Source organism: Rhizobium sp. KNZ14-9A, from assembly GCF_056755015.1.
The window spans coordinates 2,766,782-2,780,873 of the sequence record NZ_JBPGXB010000002.1 but is presented as its reverse complement, the minus strand read 5'-3'; the positions used below and the strand labels follow the sequence as shown (position 1 = coordinate 2,780,873).

The following is a 14,092-nucleotide window of genomic DNA, read 5'->3' as shown; positions in this document are numbered from 1 at the left end:
TGCGCCTATCCTTTTTCAAAGGCGTCCCAGGTGGCAGCCCGGGTTGCCGGATCGGCGGTTTCATGGTCACGGCAGTCGATGCGCAGTTCATTCCTGCCGAAGGCCGCGTTCACGAAATTGCAGTGGTGCGGTTTGGCAGCACCAGAATGCTGGTAGGGGCGGAAGTAGCGACAGCTCGTGCACATCCGCTGGATCGGTATGGCGTCTGCCTCCTGCAGATGCCGGATCATCTTGACGAGTGACAGCAGCAGGCTCTCCTGTTCGCTCGCGGAGAGCGAACGGGCGGCCTCCATCGCCGCCGTTTCGATCGGCGAAACGGAGCCGAGCGCTGCCGTTCCCTCGACCGTGATGCGGATCGCGGTGGCGCGCTTGTCGTCGGGAGCGCTCGCCTTGGCGACGAGCCCCTTGCGCTCCAGTGCCGCAATCGAATCCGTCGCCGTCGGCTGCGAGACGCCGAGATGCGCCGCAATCTCCTTCACCCGTACGCCATTGCGACCGGCGAGAAATTCGAGGATCGCAAGCTGCGTCGGCTTCAGCCCGGCCTTTTCGGCCTTCGACCATTCGTCGCTGCGCATTGCGATCGCGATGCGCGACAGGCCTTCGCTGATGCGGTTGTCGATCGATGTGGGGTCTTTAGGCGTTTCCATGCACATAATATATAGGAGTCCTATGTAATTTCAAGGACAAGTGCGCTGTATTGCCGCTTTCGTTTTTCGGGAGGGTAATATAGGGTACCCCCCTATCCTACATTAGAGACTGCCATGTCCCATACGACCCATCAGAAGAAGAAACTCGTCGCCCGTGTCAGTCGCATCCGTGGCCAGCTCGAGGCGGTCGAGCGCGCGCTGGAGGGCGAGCGTCCATGTGGCGAGATCCTCCAGCTTCTCGCCTCCGTGCGCGGCGCGCTGACGGGGCTGACGGGCGAGGTGCTGGACGACCATTTGCACGAACATGTGCTGCATGCCGCCGACGAGAAGGCGAGGGCGGAGGCAGTCGAAGAAATATCGGAAGTCTTGCGAACCTATATCCGCTGAGCCGGATCGATAAGGAGATGGCGATGAGTGCCGGAATGAATGCTTATGGACATGACCATGTCTTCCTGGGCCAGGACCATGCCCGGAACGAACGCCGTATCTGGCTGGTGATTGCGTTGACGGCGGTCATGATGGTCGTCGAAATCGGCGCCGGCACCATTTACGGCTCGATGGCCCTGGTGGCCGATGGCTGGCATATGTCCACCCATGCCAGCGCGTTGCTCATTTCTGCGCTCGCCTATCTCTTCGCCCGCAAGCAGGCCCGCAACCCGCGCTTCACGTTCGGCACCGGCAAGCTCGGCGATCTCGCAGGTTTTGCGAGTGCCATCATTCTGGCGATAATCGCGCTGCTGATGGGCTGGGAAAGTTTCCTGCGCATCACATCGCCCGTGCCGATCAGCTTCAGCCAGGCGATTGCCGTCGCCGTCATCGGCCTTGCCGTCAACCTCGTCAGTGCCTGGCTCCTCAGCGGTGGCGGCCACGGCCACCACCATCACGGTCACGGGCATGATCACCATCACGATCATCATCATGCCCATGGCCATGATCACCATGGTCATGCGGATAACAATATCCGCTCCGCCTATATGCACGTCATCGCCGACGCGCTGACCTCGGTGCTCGCCATCGCCGCGCTCACTTTCGGTAGCCTTTATGGCTGGCTCTGGCTCGATCCTCTGATGGGCATTGTCGGCGCTCTCATCATTGCGCAATGGTCCTGGGGTCTGATGAAATCGTCCGGAGCTGTGCTGCTTGACGTGCTCTCCGAGGGTGAGACGCTGCCGGATGAGATCCGCGGCGCAATCGAAGGAGACGGCGACAGCATCACCGATCTGCATGTCTGGCAGGTCGGCCCCGGCCACCATGCCGCGATCGTCGCGGTGCTGACGCCGCAGCCGCGCGATACCGCCTTCTACAAGGAGAGGCTCGCGAGCCTGGACGAGTTGTCGCATGTGACGGTGGAGGTCACACGCGCTGCCTGATCCCGCCAAAAAGCCGAGATGCCGCCGCAATCGGGCCTTACGCCTGTGATCCTGATTCCCCGGAGGTCTTCATGAATCACAGCCTCACCCGCCGCAGCTTCATGGGCTCCGCTTTGCTGCTGCCTGCGCTGGGCTTTGCGCCCCGCGTGCACGCTGAGCAGCAGAATGACGATATCGACAAGCGGCTTGCAGCACTGGAAGCGCGCATTGGCGGGCGTCTCGGGGTCTCCGTTCTCGACAGCGACACGAATGTTTCCTTCGGCTATCGCGGCAGCGAGCCCTTCGCCATGTGCAGCACCTTCAAGGTTCTGGCCGCCGGCCTCGTTCTTGCCCGTGTCGACAAGGGCGATGAGAGCCTCGACCGGCGCGTCACTTACGGCAAGGACAAGCTCGTCACCTATTCCCCCGAGACCGAAAAGCATGCGGGCGGCGACGGCATGACGATGGCCGAGATCTGCAAGGCCGGCATTACACTGAGCGACAACACTGCCGGTAATCTGATGCTGGAAAGTTTCGGCGGCCCGGCTGCACTTACCGACTGGCTGCGCTCGATCGGCGACGGCACGACAAGACTCGACCGCATGGAAACCGCACTGAACGAGGCCGCGAAAGGCGATCCGCGCGACACCACGACGCCGGATGCAATGCTCGATTCACTCGGCAATATCGCTCTCGGCTCGGTTCTGGCAGAAACCTCTGCAAATCAGCTGGTCGACTGGATGATTGCAAACACGACCGGCGGCGCGCGCCTGCGCGCAGGCCTGCCCAGCGACTGGAAGATCGGCGACAAGACTGGAACAGGCGACAACGGTTCGGCCGGTGATATCGCCATCATCTGGCCGCCGAAGCGCGGCCCCATCGTCGCCGCCGTCTATATGGCGGAAACGACGGTCAAGATGGACGAATTCAATCCCGTCTTCGCCGAAATCGGTCGCATGATCGTCGAGATGGTCTGAAACGGGAAAGATCCGCCGTTCGGTGGGAGCTGAGCCGCCATTGCCTCGTCGCAGCAACGCAATGGAATTTGCCGATTACCGCATCGACATCAAGTTCGTCATCAGACCTGCTTTGATTTCCAGCACCGGGCGATTGATCTCTGGTTGACCGATATCTCTCAGCTGATCAGGCGTCAGGTCTGCCAGCACTTTCCGTCTCGCGACGGCCCTACGCCACTGCCTCACGGCAGCGGCCAACATTGTGATGCTGTTCACCGTGGACCCGGACACCTGTTTTATCGGCGCGCTGACGGCAGCTTGAGTTTCCGTGTGAGCCATTCCCAGTCTCCTATTTGTGAGATGTGTGAGCGGGAATGTGCCATGCGGGTGTTTTCGGGCTGTTCGGCTGGGCGTGAACGGCCAAGAAAACTTCGACAAGCCGCCGCTAAATCGGTGTTAAATCCGTCTTCCCAAATGCTATTCTGCGGCGGCGATCCAAATCTGGAGTCTTTCTGTGCGCATCAGGTTGCTAGGCGGCCTCGAAGTTACCTCTCTGGAGGACCGGCAAGTACGCTTTGCCACGCGCAAGACGTCGCTTCTTTTTGCTGCCCTGGTCCTTGCAGGCCGCCGCGGTTGTCGCAGGGAATTGCTTTCCGAAGCCTTCTGGCCGGGACGAAGCAATGAGCAGGCCCGCAATAGCTTGCGGCAGGCGCTGGTCGATATCAGGCGGGCGTTTCCGGCGAGCAGTGACGCCACTGTCTACGTCGATGGGGATCAGGAGACAGTCGTACTGATTGCCGGTTTGGACGAAGCCGACATTTCGATCTTCGACCGGAAGCTGGAGGCGGGCGGAACCGCTGATCTCGCCTTTGCTGCCGACCTCTACCGCGGTGAGGTACTTGCGGGCGAGTCCATTCCGGACGGGCTGGATGAGTGGTTCGGACCTTACCAGAGCACGTATCGGCGCAAGGCGCTGCAGCTCGTGGAGCGGTTGAGCCTCATGCTCTCCGATCCGGGCTCCGCGGAAGAGCCGGCCTGCGAAGGGCTCGCCGAGAGATTGCTCGCCTCGGACCCAACGGTGGAGGCCGCCCATCGGGCGCTGATGCGGATCCACATTCTCAGGGGGCATGAGAACGCAGCCATACGCCAGTTCGAGGCTTGCCGGGCTCTCGTGAAGAAGCATCTCGGCGCCGAACCCGAAGCAGAGACGTTCTCCCTGGCCGTCTCGCTGCAGTCGCGACAGCGACCCGAATATCAGTGGGCCGCACCGGGGCCTGAAGTCATCCCGCAGACGCAGGTCGTCTCAGCCCCGACAAAGCACCACGATCGGCCGTCGGTTGCGGTATTGCCATTTCAGAATTTGAGCGGCGATGCGGAGCAGGAATATTTTGCCGATGGCATCGTGGAGGATATCACGATCGCCCTCGCTCAATTCCGCCATCTCTACGTCATCGCGCGGAATTCGAGCTTCACCTACAAGGGGCAGGCCGTTGATATCAAGCAGGTCGGGCGCGAGTTGAACGTGCGCTATGTGGTCGAGGGAAGTGTGCGCCGGACGAGTAACCGGCTTCGCATTGCCGGACAGCTCATCGACACGTCGACGGGTGCGCACCTTTGGGCAGACCGTTTTGATGGAACTCTGGCAAATATATTCGATCTTCAGGATCAGGTGGCATCGAGTATCGTCGGCGCAATAACGCCAAAAGTGGAGGAGGCGGAGATCGAGCGCGCCAAACGCAAGCCGACGGAGAGCCTTGACGCTTATGACTATTATCTGCGCGGGCTGGCGGCCTTTGACCGGACGATCACCAACAGATCGGTCATCGACGAGGCCTTGCGGTTGTTCATGAAGGCGATTGAGCGCGACCCGGAGTTCGCCATAGCCTATGCCCGGGCGGCGCGATGCTACGCGACCCGAAAGAGCAATGGCTGGATGGTCAATCCCGCCGAGGAGATTGCCGAAGCGACCCGACTGGCGAGAAGAGCGGTCGAACTCGGCTGGGACGATGCGGTTGCGCTCTCCTATGGTGGATATGTCCTCGGCTATGTCGGCGGCGACCTTGATGATAGCGCGGCCTGTATCGATCGCGCGCTCTTCCTCAACCCGAATCTCGCTGCGGCCTTGGGCGTCAGCAGCTGGGTGAAAGCCTGCCTTGGCGAGCCGGACAAGGCTGTCGAACACGCAGCCCTCGCCATGCGCCTGAGCCCTTTGGACCCGCGCCTGTTTGCCTGGCAGTTCAACACCGGGCTGGCTCATTTCTGCGCCGGACATTACGAAGATGCCGCCGTCTGGGCGGCAAGATCGTTACGCCACCAGCCGAACTATCCGAGCGCGATGCGCGTGATGGCGGCGGGTCAAGTCATGAGCGGGCGGAGTGCGGAGGCGGAGGGAACGATCGCTCGACTGTGCCAGTTGGATCCTGCGCTCCGGCTTTCGAACCTTGCCGATATCCTGCCACCGTTCCGGCGATCGGACGACCGTAACCGATATATCGAGGCTCTTCGAATGGCGGGGTTGCCGGAGTAGAAATGAGGCGAAGAGTGCTCTCCTCCGCATCTCGGTTGATGCTCCAGCCTCAGGCGGCGGGAAGGTCCTCTGTCGTCTCGGTCCCGTCATTCTCAATGCCGGCGAGCTCGCGCTTGATCTGCTCGGCGATTTCCTTCTCGATCGCCGCGCGCTCGTCGGCGGGCATCGCCTTCAGATCGTCTTCGGTGAGATTATGGGCTGCCAGATAGCGGGCGCGGATGAATTCTTCCGGCGTCATGCTGCTCCAGTCGGAGAATTTGTCGACCAGGCTCTTATGTGCTGCCTTGGCTTCCATTTCTGCATCAGAGGGTTGGTTGATATAGGTCTCGTTGCCGGCCTGTACCGCCCACATCGTATTGGCGATGGACGGCGGGGTGGTGCTCGGCTGCAGGCCGGCGCCGGACTGGTTGCGCGTGCTGCCGCCAAATTCCTCGGTCTGCTTGTTCTTGGATTTGCCCTGCTCGAAGAGCGAGCCGAGGCCAGAGTAAATTGAGAGGTTGCTACCGATTTCCATGAAAAATCCCCCTGAAAAACCGGCTGCACCATTCTCCCCGGAGCCTGTCTGAGGCTTGCGTCTCTACCAGAGGGCGAGCAAATCTTTGGCCGCCGCTTAATCCAGCAGGAAATCGATCATCGTCCTCGTCGCGGCCGAGAGACGGCGATGCGGCGCGTAGACCAGCGAAAAAGGGCGCGAGCGCCCGCTGATGTCAGGGAGAATCTCGATCAGGCTGCCGCGATCGATCCTGTCGCGAACGATGAAGTCGTAGCTCTGGCAGATGCCCATGCCGGCTTCGGCCAGTGATACGACGCCCAGCACATCGTCGTGGATCTCGATCGTCCCCTCCGGCGTCCAGTCCGTCTCCGCGCCATCGATTCGAAACAGCCATGGCGCCGGCCTGCCGGTGCTCGGCATGAAAAACGGCAGGCATCTGTAGCCTGCCAGGTCTTCGATCGTCCGGGGCGTGCCCGTGCGCTTGAGATAATCAGGCGAAGCGACGAGCCGCAGCGGCGCGTCTTCCAGCTTACGGCCGACAAGCCCGCTGTCCGGCAGCGGCCCGAGGCGGATTGCCAGATCGTAGCCTTCGGCGACCAGATCGACATTTCGGTTGGTGATGCTGACTTCGACATGCACATGCGGATGGGTAGCACAGAAGCGCGTCAGTTTCTCCGGAAGCCGGAAATGGCCATAGGTGGTGGAAACGCTGAGACGAACGCGGCCGCTAAGCGCTCCGTCCTGTCCCTGAATGGCGCGCTCGGCATCTTCGATCAGCGAGAAGGCCGCTCGCGTCTGCTCCAGATAAGCGCGGCCGGCCTCGGTGAGGCTGAGCCGCCGCGTCGTGCGCCGCATGAGCTGCGCACCAAGCCGCGTCTCCAGCCGCGTGATCGCCCGACTGAGCACCGAAGGCGTGGTGGCAAGAGCGATCGCGCCACCGCTGATCGAGCCTTTTTCCACCACGGTGACGAAGGCTTCCACATCGCCGAGATGATCGAAACGCCGCATGATTATAACCTCTTAAGAACAGATGATTTCCGCCGGTGCGGCTTTATCCTCTCTGAAGGAGATAATAAACCTTTGTCATCGAATGCATCACGGCTTTCGCAAGCCGATCAAACATCAGGAGAAAGCGATGACATCCGCAACAAAGCCCGTACTCTTCGTTCTGACCAGTCATGGCGTCAAAGGCGACAGCGGTCAGCCGACCGGCTTCTACCTCGGTGAAGTAACACACCCGCTGGCTGTCCTCGATGCGGCCGGCATCAAGGTCGAGTTTGCCTCGATCGAGGGCGGGGAACCGCCGGTCGATGGCCTCGATCTCGAGGATGCGACGAATGCCCGTTACTGGAACGACGAGACATTCCGCCATGCGATCCGCGGCACGGCAAAGCTCGCTGATATCGATCCTATCAACTATTCGGCGATCTTCTTTGCTGGCGGGCACGGCGCCATGTGGGATCTGCCGAAAAGCCCTGCTGTGCTTGACGTTACGCAGAAGATCTTCGAAACCGGCGGCATCGTCGCGGCGGTCTGCCACGGTCCGGCAGCGCTGGTAAACGTCAAGCTCAGCGACGGCAGCTATCTCGTTTCCGGACGCAACGTCAGCGCCTTCACGGATTCCGAGGAGCGGGCGGTCGGTCTCGACAAGACGGTTCCGTTCCTGCTCGCCAGCACGCTCATCGAACGCGGCGCCAGCCATCATCCGGCGCCGGATTGGAATGCCAAGGTCGTGGTTGATGGCAGGCTCGTTACGGGCCAGAACCCGCAATCTGCTACCGGTGTCGGCGAGGCGATCCGCGATCTGCTCACCGCCTGACAGTTGCCAGAGCACCGGCCCGATATCAGCGGGCCGGTCCAGTCGTTATGGCAGCGTGTAGGCGATCACATAATCGCCCGGCTTGGTGCCAACAGAACCATGCCCGCCGGCGACCATGACGACATATTGCTTGTTGTCATCGGTCGTATAGGTCATCGGCGTTGCCTGTCCGCCGGCCGGAAGACGGGCTTCCCAGAGCTGGTGTCCGTTCGTCACGTCATAGGCGCGCAGATAGTTGTCGACGGCAGCACCCAGGAAGGCGACGCCGCCCTTGGTCACCATCGGCCCGCCGATGCCGGGCACGCCAACCTTGAAGGGAAGGGGCAGCGGCGTCATGTCGTGCACCGTGCCATTCTTGTGCATATAGGCGATGCGACCGGTGCGGAGATCCACGCCGGCGACATAGCCCCACGGCGGCGCCTGGCAGGGGATCTGCAGCGGGCCGAGGAACGGACCCATGAACACGCCGTAGGGCGCACCGTCATTGCGATTGAGGCCTTGTTCGCTTCCCTTCTCATCCTGCCCGCGCGGCGGAATATCGGCCGCCGGCACCAGGCGCGAGGTGAAGGCGAGGTAGGTCGGCATGCCGAACATCACCTGCCGCTCGGGGTCGACAGCGACCGAGCCCCAGTTGAAGGTGCCGAAATTGCCGGGATAAATGATAGTCCCCTGCAGCGACGGCGGCGTGTAGCGGCCCTCATATTTGTAGCGGTGGAATTCGATGCGGCAGGCAAGCTGGTCGAACAGCGAGACACCCCACATATCCTTTTCCTGCAATGGCTCCGGGGAGAAGGTGAGATCGGAGATTGGCTGCGTCGGCGCCGTGTGATCCTCCGGGATGGCGCCATCAGGCGCCGGGATTTCCTTGAAGGGAATGATCGGCTGGCCGGTGCGCCGGTCGAGCACGTAGATATCACCCTGCTTGGTGGATGCCACCAGCGCCGGCACCGCCGTTCCGTCCTGTTTCGTCAGATCAAGCAGCACCGGTTGGGCAGGGACGTCCATGTCCCAGAGATCGTGGTGGACGAATTGCTGCACCCAGCGTAGCTGGCCCGTATTGATGTCGAGCGCCACGACCGAGGAGGAGAACTTCTCGACATCGGCGCTGCGGTTCATGCCGAGCTGGTCCGGCACCTGATTGCCGAGCGGGATATAGACCATGCCGAGCTGGTCATCGACGCTGAAGACCGACCAGCTGTTCGGTGAATTCGTCGTGTAATGCTGCCCCTCCGGCAGCGGCGTCGTCTGGTCCGGATTGCCGGAATCCCAGTTCCAGATCAGCGCGCCGCTGTTGATGTCATAGGCGCGAATGACGCCGGACTGTTCCTGCGTCGAATAATTATCGTTGACCGCCCCGCCGATGATGATCTTGCCCGCAACAGCGACTGGCGGCGAGGTGGAGTAATAATAACCGGCCGGATTATACTGCATGCCGGCCTGTAGCTGCAGCACGCCCTGTTCCGCAAAGCCCGTGCAGACCTGTCCGTTGATCGCATCGAGCGCGATCAGCCGCGCATCCGAAGTCGGCAGGTAGACGCGCTCATTGCAGGGTTGGCCGGCAGGTATCGCCTCATCGTTGTAATAGGTCACACCCCGGCAGGTCTGGTGCTGCCGGTCCGGGTTCATGCCGGAATTGGCGTCATATTTCCATTTCTGCTGGCCGGTCTTGGCATCGAGCGCGATCGCCCAATTGTGCGGCGTGCAGAGATAGAGCGTGTTGCCCACCTTTAGTGGCGTCACCTGATAGGTTGTTTCCCCGACATCGTCAGGCCGCTTAACGTCGCCGGTCTGGTAGCGCCAGGCCTCTTTCAGGGTGGAGACATTCTGCACGGTGATCTGATCGAGCGGCGAATAGCGCTGGCCATAGGGCGTGCGGCCATATTGGTGCCATTCGCCATCGGGCACATTGCCGCCGAAGGCTGGCGTTGTGGCAACCGTCTGTATCGGCAGATCGCCCGCGAGATCATGCGGATCCGTCGTCATCGAGTAGCCAGCGACGATGATGGCAGCGATGACCGGAATGGCGAGCGGCCAGGGATTGGCGCCGTAATAAGTGCCGGTCGGGCTGCGAAAGCCGAGCGGCCGGCGGATCCAGGGCGTCAGCAGCCAGATCCCGAAGAGGATGATGAGGCCGCCGCGGGGACCAAGCTGCCACCAGTCGAACCCCACCTCCCAGATCGCCCAGGCGAGTGCAACGACCACGAGCAGCGCATAGACCCAGAGCGCCACGGCCTTGCGCATGAGAAGCAGGCCTGCCGTCAGCAGGAACATCAGCCCCGCGAAGAGATAGAAGATGCTGCCGCCGAGCGTGACGAGCCAAAGCCCGCCGGTGCCCAGCGCCAGTCCGAAAATGATGAAGAGGATGGAGGTAATGACGATTGCCATAAGGCAGTCTCCCGCTGGTTAGCCGGATCGGAGAATGGCGAAAAATATACGCCGATCAGACAGATAGAGCGGGAGGCTTACCTTTCAACCGCCACAATTGGCAGCGGTCGCGGTGTCAGGCTTTTGCAAGCTCGCGGTCGATCGCCGAGACGAGGCGGTTATCGTCAGCCGTCACGTCGGGGGCGAAACGGGCAACGACCTTGCCGTTGCGGCCGACGAGGAATTTTTCGAAGTTCCAGAGGATTTCGTTGTCGTCGGAGGCGAGACCGGCGCCCTTCAGCCGTTCGCGCATCGGTCCTTCCCCAGTCGTTTCCACGGTGGAGCTCGTCAGGTTCTTATAGAGCGGATGTTTGTCCGGCCCCTTGACGGAAATCTTGGAGTACATCGGGAAATCGACGCCGAAAGTGCTGGTGCAGAAATCGAGGATTTCCGCGTCCGTCCCCGGTTCCTGGCCCTTGAAGTCATTGGCCGGGAAGCCGGCGATGACGAAGCCTCTCTCGCGCTTGTCGGCATAGAGCTTTTCAAGCCCTTCGTACTGCACCGTCAGGCCGCATTTGGAGGCGACGTTGACGATGAGCAGCACCTGGCCGCGATATTCGTTGAGCGTCGTCTCGCGCCCCTGAACGGTCTTGACCGGAATGTCGAGAAGGTCGGTCATCACTGTCTCCAGTTAATATGGGTTGTCTGAAATCAGGTTCCGCAGAAGGTCTGTAGCACCCGCTCTTCGGGCTTCGGCGGGTCCATATAGGCCGCAAATGCTGGCTGCTCGTCATAGGGGTGCGAAAGCACTGATAGAAGAGCCTCGAAAAGCGAGAAATCGCCGTCCTGAACGGCCGCCTCGATCGCCTGCTCGACCCGATGGTTGCGCGGAATAAAGGCCGGGTTGACCTGCTTCATCGCGGCAGCCCGATCACTGGGCGTCTGCGAATCGCGCGAAAGCCGTTCGCGCCAGCGCGTCAGCCATTCGGCAGTGGCAGTCGGCTCCCGGAAACTCGAGGCGAAGACAGCCTCCGCCGTCTCATCGCCTGCCAGGATTGAAAGCCGCCGGAAGGTCAACGTGAAATCCGCGTTCTCAGCCTGCATCAGCGCCAGTAACGACTGGATCAGTTCCAGATCGCCATCCTCAGCTGCGCTCAGGCCAATTTTGCCGCGCATGCCCTGGAGCCAGAAGGCGTGGAAGCGCTCGCCATAGGCCTTGATGATGGCATTGGCATGCTCGATCGCCTTGTCCTTGTCGGCATCGATCAGCGGCAGCAGCGCTTCGCCGAGCCGTGCCAGGTTCCATTGCCCGATACCCGGCTGATTGGCATAGGCGTAGCGCCCATGCTGGTCGATCGACGAGTAGACTTTCATCGGATCATAGATATCCATGAAGGCGCAGGGACCGAAATCGATCGTCTCGCCCGAGATCGTCATATTGTCGGTGTTCATCACTCCATGGATGAAGCCGACCTGCAGCCAGCGGGCGATCAGCTCCGCCTGCCGGTCGCAGACAGATTCGTAAAGCGCGAGATAAGGATTATCCGCCGCCTTCAGCTCGGGATAGTGCCGTTCGATGACATGATCGGCGAGCGCCTTGATGCCATCCTCGTCACCACCAGCGGCAAGATACTGGAAGGTGCCGACGCGGATATGGCTTGCCGCGACGCGCGTAAAGACGGCGCCTGGCAATATCTCCTCACGCCGCACGCCTTCGCCTGTCAGCACCGCGGCAAGCGCTCGCGTGGCGGGAACGCCGAGCGCAAACATCGCCTCGCTGATGATATATTCGCGCAAGACTGGGCCAAGCGCCGCCCGCCCGTCACCACGGCGGGAAAAGGGCGTCTGTCCTGCACCCTTGAGCTGAATGTCGCGGCGCTGGCCGCTACGGTCGATCACCTCGCCGAGCAGGATCGCACGTCCGTCGCCGAGCAGCGGCACGAAGTGACCGAACTGGTGGCCGGCATAGGCCATCGCCAGCGGTTCGGCGCCTTCGGGCACGAGATTGCCGGAAAAGATCGCAGCGCCATCGCGCTTCAAAATATCGACATCGAGCCCCAGTTCTTCCGCGAGCGGCTCGTTGAGCTTGATCAGCCAGGGCTCCGCTACCTGTGTCGGCACTTGCGTGGCGAAGAAGCGCTGCGGCAACCGCACATAGCTGTTGTCGAAGCCGAAGGCCGTATCCGGCCGTTTTTTCTGCAGGGCGGAGGTCATGACTAATAGGTAGGGCCGCAGGTGCGGTCACGCAAGCCGATTTTGGCCCCGAAGCCATTCCCTTCACGAAGGGCAAAAAAGTGCAAGGAATGGTGATCTGCCTTTACCTCTCGGCAAAGCAGATGTGCCATAAAAGACATAGCGCCGCCATGATTGCAGGCGTATAGCAAAATCATCTCCTCTTGGCAGTTTTGCCATGTCATCCCCCGCGGCCCTGTCGCCCCGTGTGCTCCGCTGCGCCTTTGCGAGTGATCCCTGACGATGTCGGATCAGATTTATCATGCGCCGATGGTTCGGCGCGCAGCACCCAATTTCCGGGTGATCGCGATGATTGTCGCGAGTGCCATGCTCATGGAAAATGTCGACGCAACCGTGCTGGCGACCGCACTGCCGACGATGGCGCGCGATTTCGGCGTCGACGCCCCGGCCATGTCGATCGCCCTGACCTCCTATCTGCTCAGTCTGGCGATCTTCATTCCCGCCAGCGGCCGCATGGCAGACAGTTTCGGTTCGCGCACCGTCTTCCGCTCTGCGATCGCCGTTTTCGTGATCGGCTCCATCCTCTGTGCCTTCGCGCCGACCTTGCCGTTCCTCGTGCTCGCCCGCCTGCTGCAGGGCATCGGCGGCGCCATGATGATGCCCGTCGGCCGTCTGGTGCTGATGCGCAGCGTCGACCGCAAGGATATGGTCAGCGCCATGTCCTGGCTTTTGGTGCCGGCGCTGATCGGCCCGATCGTCGGCCCGCCGCTCGGCGGCTTCATCGTCACCTATCTCGACTGGCGCTGGATCTTCTACATCAACGTGCCGATCGGCATCATCGGCATGATCTTCGTTTCGATCTTTATCGACGAGGTGAAGGGCAAGGCCGCCGGCCCCTTCGATACGCTCGGCTTCATCCTATCGGGTATCTCGCTCGGCTCGATGCTTTTCGGCTTCGAATTGTCGAGCCACGAAGGGCAGGGCTCGTTCTCGATCTTCCTGATTGCCATCGGCCTGCTCTTCGGCATTGCTTATCTGCGCCATGCCCGCAGGCATCCGGCCCCGATCATGGATTTCTCGCTGATGAAGGTGCCGAGCTTCGGCACCTCGGTCATAGCCGGTTCGCTGACGCGCATCACGCAGGGCGCACAGCCCTTCCTGCTGCCGCTGCTCTTCCAGATCGGCTTCGGCCTTTCGGCAGCTGCCGCCGGCCAGATCGTCATTTCCACGGCACTCGGTGCGTTGTTCATGAAGCCTCTGGCAAAGGCCGTCTTCCGCCGCGTCGGTTTCCGCCGAAGCCTTATTATCAACGGCATTCTCGGCACGATCGGTTATGGTCTCTGCGCCGCCTTCCGGCCGGACTGGCCGATGCCGCTGATCTTCATCGCGCTGGTGCTCAGCGCCTTCTTCATGTCGTTCCAGTTCACAGCCTATAACACCATCGCCTATGATGAGATCAGCCAGGATCGGATGAGCTCGGCAACGAGCTTCTACACCACCTTCCAGCAGCTGATGCTCTCGCTCGGCATCTGCATCGGTGCACTGGCGCTGCATGCCTCCATGGCCTTCAACGGTGTCGAAACGCCCGAGCTTGGTGATTTCTCCACCGCCTTCATCGTGGTTGCGATCATTTCGATTAGCGCCACCATCTGGAACCTGCGCTTCTCACCGACCGCAGGCGAAGAGATCAGCGGCTATAAGGCCAAGCAGACGAAAGGCGCCGCAGCCGGAAGCTGAGGCGCCT

13 protein-coding genes are annotated in these 14,092 nt (G+C 61.4%); 6 read left to right on the top strand and 7 right to left on the bottom strand.

What is annotated here, in order from left to right; all coding sequences use genetic code 11:
- Nucleotides 1–5: 5 nt before the first annotated feature.
- Nucleotides 6–647 carry a MarR family winged helix-turn-helix transcriptional regulator gene (locus ACR9ZQ_RS20565; RefSeq protein ID WP_481428689.1) on the bottom strand — a complete coding sequence of 214 codons (642 nt, stop codon included), beginning with the start codon at nt 645–647 and terminating at the stop codon, nt 6–8.
- Nucleotides 648–761: 114 nt separating this feature from the next.
- Here ACR9ZQ_RS20565 and dmeR point away from each other — a divergent pair, with 114 nt between their 5' ends.
- The 3 genes from dmeR (at nt 762) to bla (ending at nt 2,973) form a co-directional block, all read left to right on the top strand.
- Nucleotides 762–1,034, top strand: coding sequence for a Ni(II)/Co(II)-sensing transcriptional repressor DmeR (gene dmeR / locus ACR9ZQ_RS20560; protein WP_481428688.1), 273 nt, complete (start codon nt 762–764; stop codon nt 1,032–1,034).
- 23 nt (nt 1,035–1,057) lie between these two features.
- Complete coding sequence (dmeF, locus tag ACR9ZQ_RS20555; protein WP_481428687.1) at nt 1,058–2,017, top strand: CDF family Co(II)/Ni(II) efflux transporter DmeF; 960 nt, start codon at nt 1,058–1,060, stop codon at nt 2,015–2,017.
- 71 nt (nt 2,018–2,088) lie between these two features.
- Nucleotides 2,089–2,973: a class A beta-lactamase gene (gene bla, locus ACR9ZQ_RS20550; protein WP_310377993.1), complete on the top strand. Its 885-nt coding sequence runs from the start codon at nt 2,089–2,091 to the stop codon at nt 2,971–2,973.
- A gap of 75 nt (nt 2,974–3,048) precedes the next feature.
- Here the strand turns inward: bla and ACR9ZQ_RS20545 are convergent, their stop codons facing one another.
- Entirely contained in the window at nt 3,049–3,291 is a 243-nt protein-coding gene (locus ACR9ZQ_RS20545; RefSeq protein WP_310377991.1) for a YjiS-like domain-containing protein, read from the bottom strand.
- Nucleotides 3,292–3,466: 175 nt separating this feature from the next.
- Between ACR9ZQ_RS20545 and ACR9ZQ_RS20540 the strand changes: the two genes are divergently transcribed.
- The gene (locus ACR9ZQ_RS20540) at nt 3,467–5,479 is read left to right on the top strand and encodes a BTAD domain-containing putative transcriptional regulator (RefSeq protein ID WP_481428686.1); all 2,013 of its coding nucleotides are present in this window, start codon (nt 3,467–3,469) and stop codon (nt 5,477–5,479) included.
- 49 nt (nt 5,480–5,528) lie between these two features.
- Here ACR9ZQ_RS20540 and ACR9ZQ_RS20535 read toward each other — a convergent pair whose 3' ends face one another.
- Together ACR9ZQ_RS20535 and ACR9ZQ_RS20530 are read right to left on the bottom strand one after the other, a co-directional pair.
- On the bottom strand, nt 5,529–5,993 hold the full coding sequence (locus ACR9ZQ_RS20535) for a hypothetical protein (RefSeq protein WP_310377987.1): 465 nt from the start codon (nt 5,991–5,993) through the stop codon (nt 5,529–5,531).
- A 96-nt stretch (nt 5,994–6,089) separates the two neighbouring features.
- Nucleotides 6,090–6,980: a LysR family transcriptional regulator gene (locus tag ACR9ZQ_RS20530; RefSeq protein WP_481428685.1), complete on the bottom strand. Its 891-nt coding sequence runs from the start codon at nt 6,978–6,980 to the stop codon at nt 6,090–6,092.
- A gap of 127 nt (nt 6,981–7,107) precedes the next feature.
- On the opposite strand from ACR9ZQ_RS20530, the gene ACR9ZQ_RS20525 reads away from it, so the two are divergent.
- Complete coding sequence (locus ACR9ZQ_RS20525) at nt 7,108–7,791, top strand: type 1 glutamine amidotransferase domain-containing protein (RefSeq protein ID WP_113323237.1); 684 nt, start codon at nt 7,108–7,110, stop codon at nt 7,789–7,791.
- A gap of 45 nt (nt 7,792–7,836) precedes the next feature.
- On the opposite strand, the gene ACR9ZQ_RS20520 is transcribed toward ACR9ZQ_RS20525, so the two are convergent.
- The 3 genes from ACR9ZQ_RS20520 to ACR9ZQ_RS20510 all read right to left on the bottom strand — a co-directional run bounded on the left by ACR9ZQ_RS20520 (nt 7,837) and on the right by ACR9ZQ_RS20510 (nt 12,369).
- A complete protein-coding gene (locus tag ACR9ZQ_RS20520) occupies nt 7,837–10,176 on the bottom strand; it encodes a glucose/quinate/shikimate family membrane-bound PQQ-dependent dehydrogenase (protein ID WP_481428684.1) in 2,340 nt (779 codons plus the stop codon).
- Nucleotides 10,177–10,291: 115 nt separating this feature from the next.
- On the bottom strand, nt 10,292–10,834 hold the full coding sequence (locus ACR9ZQ_RS20515) for a glutathione peroxidase (RefSeq protein ID WP_162748024.1): 543 nt from the start codon (nt 10,832–10,834) through the stop codon (nt 10,292–10,294).
- 32 nt (nt 10,835–10,866) lie between these two features.
- A complete protein-coding gene (locus ACR9ZQ_RS20510) occupies nt 10,867–12,369 on the bottom strand; it encodes a protein adenylyltransferase SelO (protein WP_481428683.1) in 1,503 nt (500 codons plus the stop codon).
- A gap of 261 nt (nt 12,370–12,630) precedes the next feature.
- On the opposite strand from ACR9ZQ_RS20510, the gene ACR9ZQ_RS20505 reads away from it, so the two are divergent.
- Nucleotides 12,631–14,085, top strand: coding sequence for an MDR family MFS transporter (locus ACR9ZQ_RS20505; protein ID WP_310377975.1), 1,455 nt, complete (start codon nt 12,631–12,633; stop codon nt 14,083–14,085).
- The last annotated feature ends 7 nt before the right edge of the window (nt 14,086–14,092 follow it).